Annotated in this window: 14 protein-coding genes; 7 read left to right on the top strand and 7 right to left on the bottom strand. The window is 52.1% G+C overall.

Annotated elements, in window-relative coordinates:
* Positions 1-197 precede the first annotated feature (197 nt).
* Positions 198-467, bottom strand: a complete 270-nt coding sequence (locus Q3W13_RS25200; protein ID WP_368077622.1) for an RteC domain-containing protein — start codon at positions 465-467, stop codon at positions 198-200.
* 43 nt (positions 468-510) lie between these two features.
* On the bottom strand, positions 511-795 hold the full coding sequence (locus tag Q3W13_RS04570) for an RteC domain-containing protein (RefSeq protein ID WP_302862087.1): 285 nt from the start codon (positions 793-795) through the stop codon (positions 511-513).
* Between the two features lie 405 nt (positions 796-1200).
* Here Q3W13_RS04570 and Q3W13_RS04565 point away from each other — a divergent pair, with 405 nt between their 5' ends.
* A complete protein-coding gene (locus tag Q3W13_RS04565; protein WP_302861717.1) occupies positions 1201-2748 on the top strand; it encodes an ABC transporter permease in 1548 nt (515 codons plus the stop codon).
* Between the two features lie 1746 nt (positions 2749-4494).
* Here the strand turns inward: Q3W13_RS04565 and Q3W13_RS04560 are convergent.
* Positions 4495-4893 (bottom strand): helix-turn-helix domain-containing protein, encoded by a 399-nt coding sequence (locus Q3W13_RS04560; RefSeq protein ID WP_302861716.1) that lies wholly within the window; start codon positions 4891-4893, stop codon positions 4495-4497.
* A gap of 389 nt (positions 4894-5282) precedes the next feature.
* Between Q3W13_RS04560 and Q3W13_RS04555 the strand changes: the two genes are divergently transcribed.
* From Q3W13_RS04555 to Q3W13_RS04535, 5 genes are all read left to right on the top strand, one after another.
* Positions 5283-5420, top strand: a complete 138-nt coding sequence (locus tag Q3W13_RS04555) for a hypothetical protein (protein WP_302861714.1) — start codon at positions 5283-5285, stop codon at positions 5418-5420.
* A gap of 119 nt (positions 5421-5539) precedes the next feature.
* Positions 5540-5824: a hypothetical protein gene (locus Q3W13_RS04550; RefSeq protein WP_302861712.1), complete on the top strand. Its 285-nt coding sequence runs from the start codon at positions 5540-5542 to the stop codon at positions 5822-5824.
* Positions 5825-5870: 46 nt separating this feature from the next.
* Positions 5871-7172, top strand: coding sequence for a TlpA disulfide reductase family protein (locus tag Q3W13_RS04545; RefSeq protein ID WP_302861710.1), 1302 nt, complete (start codon positions 5871-5873; stop codon positions 7170-7172).
* 19 nt (positions 7173-7191) lie between these two features.
* Positions 7192-10326, top strand: coding sequence for a SusC/RagA family TonB-linked outer membrane protein (locus Q3W13_RS04540; protein WP_302861709.1), 3135 nt, complete (start codon positions 7192-7194; stop codon positions 10324-10326).
* A gap of 9 nt (positions 10327-10335) precedes the next feature.
* Positions 10336-11691 (top strand): RagB/SusD family nutrient uptake outer membrane protein, encoded by a 1356-nt coding sequence (locus Q3W13_RS04535; RefSeq protein WP_302861708.1) that lies wholly within the window; start codon positions 10336-10338, stop codon positions 11689-11691.
* 42 nt (positions 11692-11733) lie between these two features.
* Here the strand turns inward: Q3W13_RS04535 and Q3W13_RS04530 are convergent, their stop codons facing one another.
* Positions 11734-12027, bottom strand: coding sequence for a hypothetical protein (locus Q3W13_RS04530; protein WP_302861706.1), 294 nt, complete (start codon positions 12025-12027; stop codon positions 11734-11736).
* 25 nt (positions 12028-12052) lie between these two features.
* On the bottom strand, positions 12053-12490 hold the full coding sequence (locus Q3W13_RS04525) for a MauE/DoxX family redox-associated membrane protein (protein ID WP_302861704.1): 438 nt from the start codon (positions 12488-12490) through the stop codon (positions 12053-12055).
* Between the two features lie 81 nt (positions 12491-12571).
* Here Q3W13_RS04525 and Q3W13_RS04520 point away from each other — a divergent pair, with 81 nt between their 5' ends.
* On the top strand, positions 12572-15517 hold the full coding sequence (locus Q3W13_RS04520) for a lantibiotic dehydratase (protein ID WP_302861702.1): 2946 nt from the start codon (positions 12572-12574) through the stop codon (positions 15515-15517).
* Here the strand turns inward: Q3W13_RS04520 and Q3W13_RS04515 are convergent.
* Positions 15476-16201: a LytTR family DNA-binding domain-containing protein gene (locus tag Q3W13_RS04515; RefSeq protein WP_302861701.1), complete on the bottom strand. Its 726-nt coding sequence runs from the start codon at positions 16199-16201 to the stop codon at positions 15476-15478. The genes Q3W13_RS04520 and Q3W13_RS04515 overlap by 42 nt on opposite strands.
* Positions 16192-17241: a sensor histidine kinase gene (locus Q3W13_RS04510; RefSeq protein WP_302861700.1), complete on the bottom strand. Its 1050-nt coding sequence runs from the start codon at positions 17239-17241 to the stop codon at positions 16192-16194. Before Q3W13_RS04510 ends, Q3W13_RS04515 begins: the two co-directional genes overlap by 10 nt.
* Positions 17242-17450: the final 209 nt, after the last annotated feature.

Here is a 17450-nt window from a genome sequence, read left to right as displayed (position 1 = left end):
ATCGATTAAAGACCTTTCGGCGATCTATAGCTAAATATTAAGTTATTAGATTATCGACAAGGCTTTGGTTTTTAGGGAGTTATGCAATGTTAAAAATAATATTTAAATCATGCAAGTTTGCGCCATAATATTTTTAACATAGTATAAAAATTCACATTCCTATTGGTTTTACAGCGTTTTTACCATGGGTAATATCGCTAGTGAAATTGTATATTACCTCCCCAACTCATCCTCCACCCTCCTCTCAATCGCCACCTTCTCTCATCCATATACTTCGCATACCCCAATGGCTTCCTTGCCGCTATACTCTGCCATCGCCGGTGCGGTTTACCGAGCCGAACGCGAAACACCCGCTCCAGGCATTCTAAAATCTCTGTAACCGAAATCTGTCCATTATTGATTTGCCCGGTCAGCCAGATACCATAAGCCAATTCAGCCAGGTTAATCGTATCGCCTGTCCAGCGCAGAACATTGTCAAATCCATTGCCAGCCGAAACAAGGTTTCCGGCCTCACCTTCTAACCCGGCAGCAATACTTCAGCAAACCACCGCCTTCCAATCCACGCATTTCCGCCAGTATCCACTCCTGCAATCGGTCATTAGCCATAAACCTGGCCCAGGCGTGGTCACACGCCGTCGAAAACTCCGGGTCAAGATCAGGCACATCCGGCACTAATACGTCTTTCGGATGTGCGCCGCGTACAAAGAAGACAGCATCCATGTCGGTTGAATCCAACTGAAAGTATTGATAAAGGAAGCTGAATTTGGGAAGTAGTTTAAATTTGGCGGAGCCCAGTTCCAGGTATTCCCGGATCCCAATCCCTGGGGTTTGCTGGAAACGTATTATGCCGATGATAGCAATAATTTTGACGGCAGCCCGACTTTACCGCATCGGACAGGTCGATCAGGCTTTTATATCGATTGCCTGTTTTTTGAAGACCAGCAACTCAGTTTAACGAAGCTGTTTCCACTTTTTTAATAATTTGCAGCAAGAGCACGGTAGCTTTTTCCTGAGAAAGGACGACGATGGTTAAAAAAATGAGCTAACCTTTTTAATTTAAAACCAAATGAAAGAAACCAGTCTCGCGCATTTAGCAGATGTACATAATGCTGTAACATCTGTCAAAGATGCGCTGGCCGGCCGGATTGCCAAATTGGGGCAAACTTCTCCGGCGGAAAGCGATTCGGTTTTCAGCGGGTTTTGCCCAATAAGAACCTGCGCGGCCTGTTCGTGCTGTTGCTGGCCTGTATCAATATTATGAATCTCAGCACCGCCCGGAGCGAAAAGCGCGCCAAAGAGGTCGGCATCCGTAAGGCTATCGGCTCCCTGCGCGCACAGCTCGTCTTGCAGTTCCTGAGCGAATCTTTTTTAATCGTTGCGTTATCCTTTGTGCTCGCCGTGCTTTTGGCCTGGCTTAGCCTGCCCCTGTTTAATGATATTTCCGGCAAGCAGCTGCACCTGATCTGGAATGACCCGCTGTTCTGGCTGGCCTGCATTTGCTTTTGCTTCCTCACCGGACTGGTGGCAGGCAGTTACCCGGCCATCTACCTGTCATCCTTTAACGCGGTCAGGGTACTGAAAGGCACTTTTAAGGCGTGGCCGTCGGCGTCTCTGCCACGCAAGGTGCTGGTGGTCATCCAATTTGCCGTTTCCGTCACCATCATTACCGGAACCATCGTGGTTTTTAAACAAATCGAATTCGCCAGGGACAGGCCGGTCGGCTATGACCGGGACAACCTGGTCATGATCCCTTATAACGGGATCAGGGCGTACTGCGCTTTTAGCCAGGAACTGCTGAACACAGGCGAGGTATCCGGCGTCACCGCCTCGGTCAACCCAACCACCGGAACATGGTCGTCCGCAGACAACCTGAGCTGGCGAGGCAAAGATCCCAACCGCCTGGAGGTGTTCGGCACCGTGCTGATCGATCCGGATTTCGGCAGTGTGGTCGGCTGGAAGATGAAGGAGGGCCGGAATTTCTCAAAAGAATTGCTGACTGATTCGGCAGGTTTCCTGTTTAACGAGGCCGCCATCAGGCAAATGGGGCTGAAGCAGCCGGTAGGCGAAACCATCAAATGGCATGGTAAAGACTGGAAGGTACTGGGGGTAGTGAAAGACATAGTGATGAATTCGCCTTTCGAGCCGGTTACCCCCGTCGTCTTTTTGATGGATGACCGGGAACGATCCTTCAATGTGATCATTTTTAAACTGAAAGCCGGCATGCCAGTTTCCCGGTCGCTCGCAGGCATCGAAACGGTGTTCAAGAAATTCGCGCCGGAAGCACCTTTTAATTACAAATTTGCGGACAGCGAGTACGCGCAAAAATTCCTGGCAGAAGAACGCACCGGGAAACTGGCTTTCCTATTCGCAGGGCTCGCGATCTTCATCTCCTGCTTCGGCTTATTCGGCGTCGCATCCTTTGTGGCCGAACAGCGTATCAAAGAGATCGGTGTCCGGAAGGTACTGGGCGCCTCGGTAGCGGGGATCTGGGGCCTGTTATCTAAAGAGTTTGTCCTGCTGGTGAGTATCGCCCTGCTGATCGCCGTACCGGTTTCCTGGTATCTCATGCACCAATGGCTGCAGCCATATACTTACCGTACCGGTCTGTCCTGGTGGGTATTTGCGCTGACGGGAGCAGGCACGGTCATAATCACTTTGCTGACTGCAAGTTATCATAGCCTCAAAGCGGCATTGACGATCCGGTTAAAAGCCTACGCTAGGAATGACGCGTACTATTTTGATCAATAATCGTATTAAATTCTGATTGCTGCCGGCCGGACGGGATACCCCGGACTGGCAGGCTGCCGCAACTTTTGCAAAGTTGACGGCAGCACCCTGGTCAATCATTATAAAGGCGCCGGCCAGGCCTGGATGCGGCGTGCGCAGGCTTTGCTTTCCGGCACGATAGCGAAATTTAGTTGATCCAGGCGTTCCGGGTGAGATCCGGGACGCTTTATTTCCATGGGCAGCCAGGTGGATCTTAGTTCTTAACACATTTTTGGCTCAGGGCATAAATTCACCGGTCTGTTTTGTTATCCAAAACAGAAACGACGTTATTAATACCGATAATAAATAGTTATCTATTTTTGATTGTTACACTTTAGCAATGCAATTAGATTATCTGTTAACGAAGTGGTTATTCAAAGTTCGAGAGTGTGTTCCGACCAGCGTTTTGGTCTGACCAAAACATGGCTTGCTTCCTGAAAATTATTAAAAAAATAACGAATACTATTGCAGGTACAAATTTTAATAATCGTCCGATACCACAAGTTAAATACAAGGCAGCCTAGTTAAATTATTCCAGTTGTTTTAATTTAAACTGAGTGTTTATGAGTTCTTAGAGTCCGACAACACAAATATGGGATTTGCATTAGAGCAAATATTTAAAATAAAGGCAAAAATTAAAATTTCAATCTTGATTTTTGCCTTACTTAATGATTCGTGGGCGTTTCGGAGATATGTTACACCCTATTCCGTGGCAAAACTGACCATCTGTTTGCTGGCAAAGAAACGCAACTCATGCTTTAGCAGCATAAACAAAGATAATTATTTACCGATTTCCATTTAGCCTGGTGCTCCTCCAGCTATAACATCTTTATTTTTTTTGAAGCTTAACACTTTGGGTAAGCTACCTGGTATGTCCTGCTGGTGATGGCCGTTATCGCTTTAATAGAGGCATTCCAGAGCGACTTCGCATACCTAATGAGGCTTCCGGTCAACTCGTTCCTCCGGAAACGGTACTTGGCATTTAAACAGGACAGCCGGAATCTAAAGCATAAAACAAAAAAAGGGGGTGGTCACTTTGCTCCGGAATCAGGTGGTCACTTTGGTCCGGAATACCCTGGTCACTTTAAATCGGAATCAGGTGGTCAGTTTGAGCGGAATCTCCACAAGAAGTTAACGAATTTCTAATCGATAAGTATAAACTTATATTATAATCTGATTTATTTCGGCGCAAGTATTTAGTACCCGAACAAACCGAGCCGGACTTATCCAATTCTCAAACCAATTTAATTTTGCTAAATGCCTGATAAAACGCGCATTGAATCTATCAGGCGGTTCGAGATTAGTCCTTTCGGGCTAGCCCAACAAGACTCGAACCTTCAAGCTCTCAATTTTGATTGCGAAAATGTTTTTAAGTTTATCCATCCAATAGTTAGAATTATGTCCATTCTGGGGACGAATTTGCAGTTTCCCAAACTCGACTCGAATCAAAGTGTTAAACAGGCCAACTGATTTAATTATTAAAAAGATGACTGAATATCTTGAATTGTCAAACTAAACATTCTCTACCGTTAACAAAGGATAACTGAACATTATCGGGTAATGAAGCCTCAGCTCTTTGAGGTATTCATTAATCAATTGGCGAACTTATATCACTCAGACCAAACTTTTCCTATTAAATTAGGATATTTGTATAAAATAATAGAATGAAGCCCCGGCAATAAGCCAGGGCTTTCTTATTCTTAATGCACCAAGCAGGCAACCATCTTGTTATTTCCTACTTCTTTCTAAAAGTTCCAATATTCTTTTATTCATCTCTACGACACTATCAATCAATGTCAGTATAGCTTGATTTTGGGCGTCGTTTGTCGTTTGTACAGTTCCATTAATTGCAAAGGGTGAATTGCTCACATTTTCGACCACATGACCTTCATTTGTCGTTAATAATTGCAATGGGTCAATATTTAAATATTCCGATACTTTTTGGATTAGCTCAACAGTGATTTTACTTTCACCTCTTTCATATTTGGTATAGGCAGCTTCCCCAATTCCGATGTAATCTGCTACTTCTAAAGCTTTTTTTTCCTTAAATTTTCTAAATCGAGCCAAATTTCTACCAATTGCATTATTTTCCAATACATTAAATTCTATATCCCTGTTTGCTTGCATTTTAGTTGAATTTGTTAAAAGAATTATATATGTAAAACTACCCATTTAATATGGCGAATCATAATTTTTAAACGATTTTAGCATAATATGATGGGGCTAAGTTTAGTATAAATTGCTCCAAATTTAAAAGTTATATTTGCGGTTCTTAATTTAATGGACCGCTTACGAGCCTCGCCTCTAAATCTGGTAAATTTTCCAGCGAGTGTAAGTAGAGTATCGGTCCCTATGCATATAGGGTCGGTGCTCGCTTATGTTCAATGTTGGAGTCATTCCGTAAGGAATGGCGGCTTACCAGAGCCAAGAGGCATTGACTGAGCGGGTTACCGGCCCTATTGTATTTTACAAAAGCTGGTCCATTTCTAAAAGGCTCGTTATTAAATGCAACAATAATGAGCACAAACCATAACCACAGCAACACGGCATTATTTCCTCTTACCGGAACCGCATCATTATGCCTGCTCTACCTGAGAACCTTCATCCCCGCCCTTAAAAACCTCTTCAAGAACATCATCAAATCACCCGTATAAATACTACCTAAACGGCAACCCCTCCGATCAGTTAAATAGTTAAAACCATCACCGGGGTTGCCGTTTGTTTCCTTTTCCACCAAGGCACAAACCTAACCCTAAATACAACCATGGACGCTATGATCATCGATATAAAAGACTTCGGCACCCGGACACCAGACCAGGTGATCCGCGTATTCTTTGCAGAATACACCCCCGAAGCCATCGAGACAGCACTCATGGACATATTTATCCTTTGTGCCCAAACCAAAGAAAAGGAAAACCCCGGGACAAGACCCCTCCTAACCGACATCGCCAGCCTCTTCGACCAGGTCATCGCATTCACCCGCGCCATCCACGAGCTGCGCGAGGACAATTGCAGATGCCCCGCCTGCGGAAAGAGCCAGACGAATGACAGCGGCTAAACAGGCCCGGACAAGCTAACTGAATATTTTACCGAACCACCACCAAATGAAGCTCAAAACAAGCCTCCTGGCCTTCCTATGCCTTTTCTTCCAGGCATACGCACAACCAGGAAACACCTATAAAGCCCTTAAAACCGGCGATAAAATGCCCGATATGCAAATATCCGGCCTCCTTAATTATGAAGCAGGAGGAAAGCCTGCTGACCAGATCCGGATGTCGCAGTTTAACGACCAGCTCCTCATCCTCGATTTTTGGGGCACCTACTGCACCCCCTGCCTGCACCTCCTCCCCAAATACGACACCCTGCAAAACCAGTTTGCGGGCAAAATCCAGTTCCTGCTCGTCACCCGCGAAAAAAGCAAAACCGTCCAGGCCTTCTTTAAAAAGAACGCCCTCCGCCTGCCTTCCATCACCGACGATTACCTGCTCAGCGCACTTTTTCCCCATAATTCCATACCCTTTGAAGTATGGATCAGGAACGGCGCCGTCATCGCCATGACCTACGGCGAAGACGTCAGCGCAGCGGCCATCCAAAAAGCCCTTGACGGCCACACCGACAGCATCGCCCAGCGCAAAGACGATCTCAGCCTCGACCCCCTCCAGCCCCTGCTCGCCAACGGCAACGGCAAAGGCGAGGTCGTCTTCCAGTCCGTCATTACCCCGTACCTGCCCGGCGTCAGCTCCCCCGAAGGATTCCAAAGGACCCCCGAAAAGATCATTGCCGTCGCCCTCAACCATTCCCCGCTCGCCCTGTACCAGCAGGCCTTCATCAGGAAAGACCCCATGTTCGACCTCGCCAACCGCTGTTCCGTCGAACTGCCCGATTCCCTGAAGCGCATCATCGACCAGGGCGGCGGCCCCGGCTTCCACGAGTGGATCAAACAATACGGCTACAGCTACCAGCTCACCCTGCCCCCCGGCTTCACCGGCGACATCAGCGAGGTCATGGCCACCGACCTCAACCGCTATTTCGGCGCCCGCTACCATATCCGCGCAGCCCTGGAAAAACGCGAACAGGACTGCCTCGTCCTTTCCCGCATACCCGGCACAGCGGCTATCGAAAGCAAAGGCGGCGAACCCCTTTTTTCCGAAACCGCCAAAGGACTGACCCTCCGCAATCTCGGCATCAGCAGCCTCGATATGGACATCGCACAGCGCTTCCGGAAATTACTCACACCCTATATAAACGAAACGGGATACGAAAAACCCATTGACCTGCAGCTCAGGTGCGATCTCAGCGATCTCGCCGCCCTGCAAAAAGAACTGCGCAGATCCGGGCTTGACCTGAACGTCAAAAAAAGACCTGTTGATATCCTCGTTATCCGTCCAGCCCAAACCATCCAATAAACCTAAGCAACCATTTGATATGAGAATTTTACTGCTGTTTTTATTAATTACCTGCGGCTTTTGCGCCACTGCGCAAATCACCGTTCGCGGCCGCGTGCTTACCGAAGACCACCGGCCGCTGCCCGGCGCCACCGTTAAACTCGCCGGCACCAATGCAGGTACGCATACCGATACCCGCGGCCTGTTTAACCTCGACGTTCCCCGCAAACAGGGCATGCTGGAAATCACCTTTACCGGTTATGTGCCCCGCCTCGTCGATATCACCGATACCGTGACCCTGACCGCCATTATTTTAAGCCCTGATGAAAGCCAGCTGAAGGAAGTTACGGTTTCCTCCGGCTACCAGCAGGTCAGCCGGAAGCAGGCTACCGGCGCTTACGGCGCCGTCAGCAAAGAATTGATCGAAAGGAACCCTGCAACCGACCTCACCGCCCGGCTGGACGGCATCACCCCGTCGCTCGCATTCGATAACCGCGCTCCGGGGCATCAGCAGCTGAGCGTCCGGGGCCGGAGCACGATCTTGTCGGACAATTCCCCTTTGGTGGTGGTCGATAATTTTCCTTTTGAAGGGGACCTGCATGACCTGAACCCGAACGATGTAGAGAACATCACCGTTTTGAAGGATGCCGCGGCTTCGGCCATCTGGGGGGCAAGGGCCGGCAATGGGGTCATTGTGGTGACGACCAAACACGGGAAATACAACCGTCCGGCGCATCTTTCGTTCAATGCCAGCTGGACGGCGGGCGGGAAGCCGGACCTGTTCTACAACCCGGCGTTTTTGCCTTCGGCGGATTTTATCGGGGTAGAGCAGCAATTGTTCCAAGCGGGCTTTTATTCGGCGGCGGAGAACGACCCGGCGAAGCCGGTGCTGAGCCCGGCGGTGGAGCTGATGATCCAAAACCGGGACGGGCAGCTCAGCGATGCGGACCTGCAAACGAAATTAGCTGCGTTAAGCAAAATCGATGTCCGCAACGATTTTGGCAAATACTTTTACCGGAAAAGTCTGAGCCAGCAATACAGTTTGAGCCTGGATGGTGGCGGGGAGCGCTACAACTATTTGGTTTCCGGCGGTTTTGATGACAACCGGTCAAATCTTGTTGGCAATTCGGATAACCGCTATACGCTGCATGCGGTCAGCAATTTCAGGCTGCTGAAGAATTTAATGGCCGGGGCAGACCTGTCGTACAGTTCCACGCATGGGGTGAATGATAATCCCGGCTATAGCGGCATTAACAGCGGCGGCGGGAAGACGCTGTACCCCTATGCGCAGCTGGCGGGCGCGGTGGCCAAAGATTACCCTTTGTCGTTTTCAGGGGCCGCGCAGGGCAACGGTTTCCTGGACTGGCAGTACCGGCCTGTGGCGGAACTGGGACTGGCGGACAATGTGTCCGGCAGCAATGATGTGCGGCTGAAGTTCAACCTGAAGTATGATGTCTTCCGGGACCTAAGCGCCGAGGCCTTGTACCAGTACCAGCATGCGGACCGGAACGGCAGCTTTTTGTACAGCAGGGATACGTATTACACCCGCAACCTCATCAACGAATTTACCCAGCCGGGCAACCAGTATATCGTGCCGGATGCGGGCATCCTCGACAGCCAGCACGGGGCGCTGGATGCGCGCTCGGGCCGCTTCCAGCTGAACTACGGCCATGTCTTCGGGGAGCGGCACCAGCTGAACGTGCTGGCCGGGGCGGAGGTGCGCGATACGCATACGCGCAGTATGACGTCCCGGCTTTACGGTTATGACCCGGATATCCTGGTCAGCCAGCCCGTCGACTATACGAACTATTATACCATTAACCCGAGCGGCAATTCGCTGACCATCCCCTATGTCGCCAATCTCAGCGACCAGACCGACCGGTACGTGTCAGCCTACCTGAACGCGAACTATAATTATGCGGGGCGGTATTTTTTATCGGCCAGCGCCCGGAAGGACGAATCGAACCTGTTCGGCGTGAACGCCAACCAGAAGGGCGTGCCGTTATATTCCTTTGGCGGTGCCTGGGAAGCCAGCAAAGAAAGCTTCTACCACATGGACTGGCTGCCCTACCTGAAGCTGCGGGCGAGCTACGGCGTGACCGGCAATGTCAACAAGACCGTCACCGCGTTCACCACCGCCGTTTATGCCACCGACCCGTACACCAACCAGCCGGCTGCGATCATCCTGACCCCGCCCAACCCCGACCTGCACTGGGAAAAAGTGAAAACGCTCAACATCGGTCTGGATTTTGAAACAAAGAACAACCGGCTGAGCGGCAGCCTCGATTATTTCACCAAAAAAGGCACCGACCAGATCGGCAGCGTCGCGCTCGACCCGACCACCGGGTTTTTTGTCAGCGACCGGTACAGCTACAGCCTCAACAGCTCATCCATTGCGGGCCATGGCCTGGACATTGAATTAAATACCGTCAACATAAAAGGAGCCATCGGCTGGCAAACCCGCTTCCTATTCAGCTATGTAACCGATAAGGTCACCAAATACCAGTATACCAGCCCGGTCAGCGCTTACCTCTCACCCAATTCCCCGCCGCTGGCGGGGAAACCGGTGCTGGGCATCTACAGCTATAAATGGGCCGGCCTGGACCCGGCCACCGGCGACCCGGTGGTCTATTTGAACGGCGCGCCCAGCAAAGACTACGCCGCCATCGCCGCCAATGCGACGGTGAAGGATCTGGTTTATAACGGCCCTGCGCTGCCGCCGGTGTTCGGCTCGGTGATGAATACCGTCACCTGGAAGCAGTTCAGCCTGAGCGCCAATATCACCTATAAGTTCGGCTACTATTTCCACCGCAGCTCCATTTCCTATAGCGACCTGATCAATAATTGGAGCGGGCACCGCGACTTTGATAAGCGCTGGCAAAAACCCGGCGACGAACAGCAGACCAGCGTACCCTCCCTGTCTCTCACCGGCGTCGGTAGCCGCGACGCGGCCTACCTGGGGTCTAGTATACTGGTGGACAAAGGCGATAACATCCGCCTGCAGGATGTACGCTTCTCCTGGACCTTGGGCAAGATCACGTTTTATGCGTATGCCAGCAACCTGGGCCTGCTCTGGCGCGCGAACAAAGACAGCCTGGACCCCGATTACGTTTACGGGACTTCCACTATCCGGCCCGTTCACACTTATTCCCTTGGCGTAAGGGCTCACTTTTAATTCACGATTATGAAAAAGTTACTTTATATCTTATTACTAGGCCTGCTAACAAGTTGCACCAAAACTTTCCTGGACAAAAAGCCTGACCAGACCCTCGTGGTCCCGCAAACCTTCCAGGACCTGCAGGCCCTGCTCGACAATGCCAACACCATGAACCTCAACCTCCCGGCGCTGGGCGAGGTGTCCTCAGACGATTATTACGTGACCGATGCAGCCTTTGCCTCGGTCACCACCCCCATGTTCCGCAATGCCTATACCTGGAACAAGGACCTCTATGAAGGCAGCCCCGACGTGATCGACTGGAACTATTGCTACCAGCAGGTCTTCTACAGCAACGTCGTCCTCGAAGGCCTTGCCAAAATGAGCGCCACACAGCGGGCCGATCCGCGGTATGCCGCCGAAAAAGGCAGCGCCCTGTTTTTCCGGGCCTATGGCCTGTATGCCGCCGCGCAGCTGTTCTGCAAGCCCTATCATGCTTCAACGGCCGCAACCGATCTGGGCATGCCGGTCCGCACCTCCTCCGATATCACCCAAAAGAGCACCCGGGCATCTGTGAAAGCCACCTACGGCCAGGTCACCGCCGACCTGCAGGAAAGCCTGGGCTACCTGCCGCAGACCGTCAGCATCAAAACCCGGCCCAGCCTGGCAGCGGGTAACGGCCTGCTCGCCCGGGTGTACCTGTCCATGGCCGACTACCCGCATGCCTTCCAGTATGCTGACCAGGCTTTGAAACTATACAGCACCCTGCTGGACTACAATACCGCCAGCACCGCCAAACTCCATCCTTTCCGGAAATACAATGACGAAGTGATCTTCCACAGCCGGATCTATTACACGTCTTTGACCAATAACACCTCCCGCCTGCGCATCGACACCAGCCTGTATGCCCTATACCAGCCGGATGACCTGCGCAAGGTCCTGTTCTTTACGCCCGCCGCGCCGGGCCAGACTTTTAAAGGGAGCTATACCGGCACCGACGACCTCTTCAACGGGGTCGCGACAGATGAACTCTACCTCATCCGCGCGGAAGCCTCGGCCCGCATGGGCCAAAAGGATGCGGCCATGGCCGACCTGCAGACCCTGCTGGACAAGCGGTACCGTACCGGCACGTACAGTCCGCCGGCCGCAGCCACAGCGGCGGAGGTGCTGGAACTGGTGCTGGCGGAAAGAAGAAAAGAATTGCTGCTGCGCGGGCTCCGCTGGTCGGATCTACGGCGGTTCAACGAGGAGCCGGGGAGGGAAGTGACGCTCCAAAGACAGCTGAACGGACAGCTGTACACGCTGCCGCCGAACGACCCGCGGTATGTCTTGCCCATACCGGACATCGTGATCCAGCTGAGCGGGATCCCGCAAAACCCGAGGTAATAAAAAAGGCCCGCCGGGGAGCGGCGGGCCTTGGATTGACAATTAGTTGCCTTTGCGCTCGGCAAGGATCTGCAGGTTCTCCTGCCCGGCCTTTACGCTGACCGGGATGCCGCCGCTGAAGTTCAGCTGGCTGGCGTTGTACTCCTTCGAGCAGTAGTCGCCGGAGGCCTGCGCGCACTGGGCGCCGTCGGGATCATAGCTGGTCGGTACGCCCGCAGCGGTGGTGTCGAACCAGTAAGTGGTGAACGATTTTTTCGCATGGGCATTAAAACCCAGTGCTGCGGTTAATCCAAGCGCCAAAGCAACCATGGACACGCTTTTTTGAACACGTTTCATAATGAAAAAAATAAAAGATAAAACATTATGCCGGATCGGGTCGAGGGTTACCGGCTTCCCCTTTAGCATAAATGTGAAGGGCCATCAGGTTGACAGCCATGCAAAAGCAGTTGAACGCCAAATGCTGCCCCCAGGTCAGGTGGCTGATGATCCCGCCGCAGGAACAGGGAACCTGTTCCCAGTAGCCCAGCATCGCCAGCAGGATGTAGCCGGTGAACAGCACCAGCAGCACCAGGGAAGCCTGCAGCCCGGTCCGCAGTGTGCGGCCAAAAAGCAGCAACGCTGCAACGGCAAGCTCAGCCGCCGGCAACAGGTACAACAACACGTCGGCCACTCCCGGCGGAAAAGGCTGCCGGTGCAGTTCCCGCCGAAAAGCGGCAACATCCGCCAGCTTACTGCCGGCGGCATATGCATACAGCAGCACCAATGCTGCGGACGGTAAAGATTTTAAAAATGTTCTCATCGTGTGGCAATTGATGAGACAAAGTAACAGGCCTGGATAAAGGCAAAACAGTAGTAAAAGGGTATATACCCCCTATGAACCATGAAAAATAACACGGGCTATCGATTGTACGAACAGGCGTTTTTACGTACGCCGGTCTATAGCTTCCTGCGCTATGACCCGGAGCGGCTGCCGGAATTGCTGGGTACCCCCCTGTTCCGGAACGCCATCTGGCTGGCAAGCAGGTCTTTTTATGCCGAACTGGAAAAGCGCGGGTTTTCATACAAGGATTTAACGCAAAAACAGCAGTTTACCCTGCTGAAATATTATAACCGCATGTGTTTCCGACCAACGCCTTTCGGCTTGTTCGCCGCTTTTTCCGTTGTGTGCTGGGGCCATCGGGACGACCTGCGTTTGGCGGGGGACAACGAACTGCGGCTGGGCTTATTGCCGCAGCTTCAGCCTTTTGGCGACCCTGAAGCGCCAGCTTTAAGCAGCGGCGCCTCTGCGATCTGCACCAACCCTACACTGTACAAAGCAGGCAGGGAATGGCGGTACATCCGCTCGGTAGATTCCGGGGGGCGCCTGCTGTTCAGCATCGGGGCCATGCCCGGGTCCAGGCTGCTCAACCGTGTGATCAGCTGGCTATCCGGGAAAAACGCCGGAATAACTGAGGTGTCAGCTTTTGTCTCCGGGCTGACGGGTGCTGAACTTAAGGAGGCGGAGGCCTTTACCCGGGAGCTTATCAGTGCACAGGTCCTCTTTTCAGGGTCACGGTCACGTTTGATTTCGGACGAAACGCCGCTTATTGCCTGTCCTATGTCACCGGATCTTCCGGCTGATTTGGATAAAGCAGCCGGCCCTTCGGTGACCTGGTACGCCGTTACCGGGCGGCCTTGGGCCAGTGGTACATTGCCCCTGCTTGAAGGTGCCGCACTCCTGGCGGCTATCGAAGGGCTGGCCCGGCTGACCTCAGCCCGGACCGAAACCGTATTGGACCGGTTTGCCCGCGCTTTCTCGGCGCGCTTCGGGGAACAGCAGGTACCGCTCCTTCTGGCGCTCGACCCGGACTGCGGCGTTAATTATGATAACCTCGCGCGCGGGGCAGGTTTGCCGGAAATCATCGACCGGATGGGTTTGGCCGTAAACCAGGCGGAAGCGCGCCAGGAATGGACGGCCACCCATCAACTGCTCTTCCGCCTGACAGGTGAGGCTACGGCCAAAGGACGGGGTATACCCGTGGTGATCAGTGCGGATATGCTGGCTGATTTACCATTGCCGGCAAAACCGCTGCCGCCAGTGCTCCCGGTAATTTTCAGGAAGACATCGGGCCGCCTGCACATTGAATACGCAGGCGGCGCTACCCCTGCCGCCCTCATTGCCCGGTTTTCGGTTTTTAACGGCGAAGCCGCTCAGCTCTCCCGGGACATTGCCCGGCTGGAGGCGGAACAAAACCCGGAAATTATTTTCGCTGACATCAGCCAGCTTTCCGACCCGCATACCGATAACATCAGCCGGCGAAGGCCGGTTTATCCGTATGAGCTGGCGGTCAATACCTTTAATAGCGGCGCGGATCAAAACGTGATTACCCCGGCCGAACTGCTGATCTCCTGCCGGCAAGGTGAAGTTATCCTCGAATGCCCTCGTCTCGGAAAAAGGATTGTACCCCGCCTTGCTTCGGCATTCAACTACCAGCGTAACCAGCTTGCTGTTTTTCGGTTCCTTTGCGACCTGCAGCACCAGGGGCTCTGCAGTGATTTGTCGCTGGACCCGGGCCGTTTCTTCCCGGGGCTGGATTACTACCCGCGCATACAAATCGGTGAAACTGTTGTGTCGCCTGCCCGATGGGTGATAGATGCGGCCGGCTTACCCGCGCCTGGCGCCCCTGCATTTGCGGAAGCCCTGTCCATCATCCGTGTGCGGCAACAACTGCCCCAGGTTGTTATCTGCGGCAGCCACGATCAGCAGCTGGTTTTTGACCTGGATAACCCGGCTGAGGCAGATTTCTTTCTTCGCTTCGTCCAGGGTAAAAAAGAATTAATCCTCGAGGAATATATTCAGCCCGCTAAAACCATCAAAACCGGTAACCGGCCGCTCGCCGGTCAAAGCATCGCGTTCCTGTATAAAGAAGGGACAATTTACCGTAAACCGGAAGGCAATGGTACTGTGCACCGTAAGCGGACGCGACGTACTTTCCCGCCGGGCAGCGAATGGCTCTTCCTGAAGATCTACTGCACGGAGGAAACCGCCAATGAAGTTCTGGCGGTTTTGATAGGACCATTCATCCGCGAAAACCAAAAAATCATTACCCAATGGTTTTTTATCCGGTACAACGAGGAAGGGCACCATCTCCGGCTGCGGCTTTTGATTAACCCCGGCGACAACGGGCGGCTGCTGACCAGCTTCCGGGAAATGACAGAAGTCACTGCAGGTGCCTTTGTACAAAAGTATGTGGTTGCAACCTATGAGCGCGAGCTGGAGCGCTATGGCGGGTTCATTGTTGCAGCGGAAGCAGTATTTTACCGCAGCAGCCTGCTGGTGCTTGCGCTCATCTCTTCGGATCGCCGGGGAAAAAAGGAATGGACCGAATTCCAGTTTGGCATCTATGTCACTGCCCTGATCCTCGACAAGCTCCTCCCCGGTGACCAGCAGGTTCTGGCTCTGGCCCTTTCCGTGTCTGAAAATCTTTTCCGGGAAGCCGGCGGGGAGAAAAAGCTTAAAATCGCACTTGACCAAAACTTCAGGGGGGCCAGGAAGGCAATAGCGGACCTGTTGGAACCGAAAGTTAAAGTTCCGGTTTACCTTTCCGGCCCGCTTAAGGACCTAAAAGCTGCACTTGTTTCGGTGACCTTTGCCGGGGAGACAACCAGCGGGCAGTTAACGGCAGACCTGGTGCATATGAACCTTAACCGGACATTCAGGTTTGAGCCGCGGAAGCAGGAAATGATCGTCTGGCATTGTCTTTACCTGTACTTATCTTCCCTGCATGCAAGGGGCATAGGCAGTTCATGGCGACTCGCGTTTGCTGAAAAGGAAGGAGGCGCTTAGCGTTTTCTGTAATGTATCGCGAAAAACCCGCCCGATGGGTAATGTTATCCCGCTATACAAGACCAACTGCCCATACTCCAATACGCTGACCGATTCCAGGTTGACGATATAGGACTTGTGGATCCGGAGAAACTGATCCGCAGGAAGTTTTTCCAGGAGGTCACTGAAGCTGAGATAGGTGAGCACGGTTCGTTCTTTGAAATGTATTTCCACATAATTCAGCGCGGCGCTGATATAGATAATTTCCGGAATGCAGATCTTCTCAAGCCTTCCCTTCGCGCCGGTCTTTACAAAGAAAAATGAGGATGCTGTTCCCGGCTGTTCCGCCGGTGTTCTCAATCGTGCTACACATTGCAGGAAACGCTCATAGCTAACTGGTTTCAGCAAATAATCGAGGGCCGACAGGGCAAAAGCCTCCGGACCGAACTCGCGGCGGCCGGTCACAAATACTATCTTCGTGGGGCCGCCGAGAAGACCCGCAAGCTGGAGCCCGTCGATTCCCGGCATGCCGATGTCCAGGAAAGCAACCGCCGGACGAAGCCGCATAATTGCTTCCAGGGCAACTGCTGCGTCCGTCGCGGTGCCTGCCAATTCCAGGTCGGCTGTTTTCTCAGCATAGCGCTCCAGTGTTTTTATTGCATGCGATTCGTCGTCAGCGATATAACAGGTGATATTTAGAGCCATATAGTCATTTTCACTTGGTAATCAATTTCAGTAGCTTCAATTTCGAGCGTATATTTTCCGCGGTAAAATTGTTCCAGCCGGTCGCGTACGTACCCGAGGCCAAGGCCTGTTCCCGGCGATTCCTTTTCGCGTATTTTCCGGTTGCTGCTTCGCCACAGCAGTTGGCCGTCGTCCGAAACCGAAATCGCGAGGTGCGCTGGCTGGCCCTTCCCGGAGAGGTCACCATGTTTAAACATATTTTCAGTAAGCGTAACCAATATCAATGGGGCAATTCGAAATTTATCTTTGCCTTCCCCAACGCTGCTATCCACCAGCGTTCTCCCCGCAAAACGGAGCCGGTTGAGCTGAATGAGCCGGTTTACCTGGGTAAGCTCCTGCCCAAGCGCAATTTTGCCGTCACTTCCAGGTCCGGCTAAGCTGGAACGCATCAGGTCTGACAGCAGCAGCACCGCGTTTGCTGCATCTTCGGAGCATTCCTGCACACCGCTGTAAATGAAATTCAATGAATTGAATAAAAGATGAGGGCTGATTCGCTGCCGCAGGTAGGCGGCTTCCAGGCTTGCCAGCTTTAACCGATAAACTGCAAAGTGATTTGTGGCCCAATAGAAGCCGCCAAGCAAGGCGAAGTACCAGCTCCGGAACAGCCAGGGGAAGACGAACTGCAAATTATCGGTGAATCGCAGCAGCACGCTCAGGTGATTTTCGATAAAGGCGGAAATGATCAATTTTATCAACAAATAAATGACGGACAGACCCGCATAACGAATAAAGCCGCCGGCAATACTCCAGCGCTTAACCGTGAAAATCGCGTAAAGAGTAGCTGCCGTACCGTAGAAAAACCCAATGTTAACCATATAGTAAGCAACATATACATAAGCCGGAGCCAATACCTGGTGCATACCTATCAGGCTAATCATCTCGTAGGTAATATATAACGCCCAGCAGCAGGCATGGGTAATGATAGTGACTCCTTTCCCTGCTGATAAAGACGTTGTTAATTTCATTGCTTTGTCGGTGACATAGGTAATCAGGGCGTTCATGTAATAAAATTGGCGGACTTTTCCAGGAACTTTAAATTAAACAAAAATTAACCATTATGAAAAAAAACATGAGAATTTTGAAATCAGCTTACAGTGATCGTTATCGCTTTGCAAGCCAGCAACTCCCTAACGCAGCCATGTTTCCGACTGAGACTTGCCCGACTGAACCACTATCGTCATTTACCATCAGTACTACACACGTAATGAAG

The organism is Mucilaginibacter sp. L3T2-6, assembly GCF_030519355.1.
GTDB lineage: Bacteria > Bacteroidota > Bacteroidia > Sphingobacteriales > Sphingobacteriaceae > Mucilaginibacter.
The sequence above is the reverse complement of the archived record's forward strand: the minus strand, read 5'-3'. Positions and strand labels throughout refer to the sequence as shown.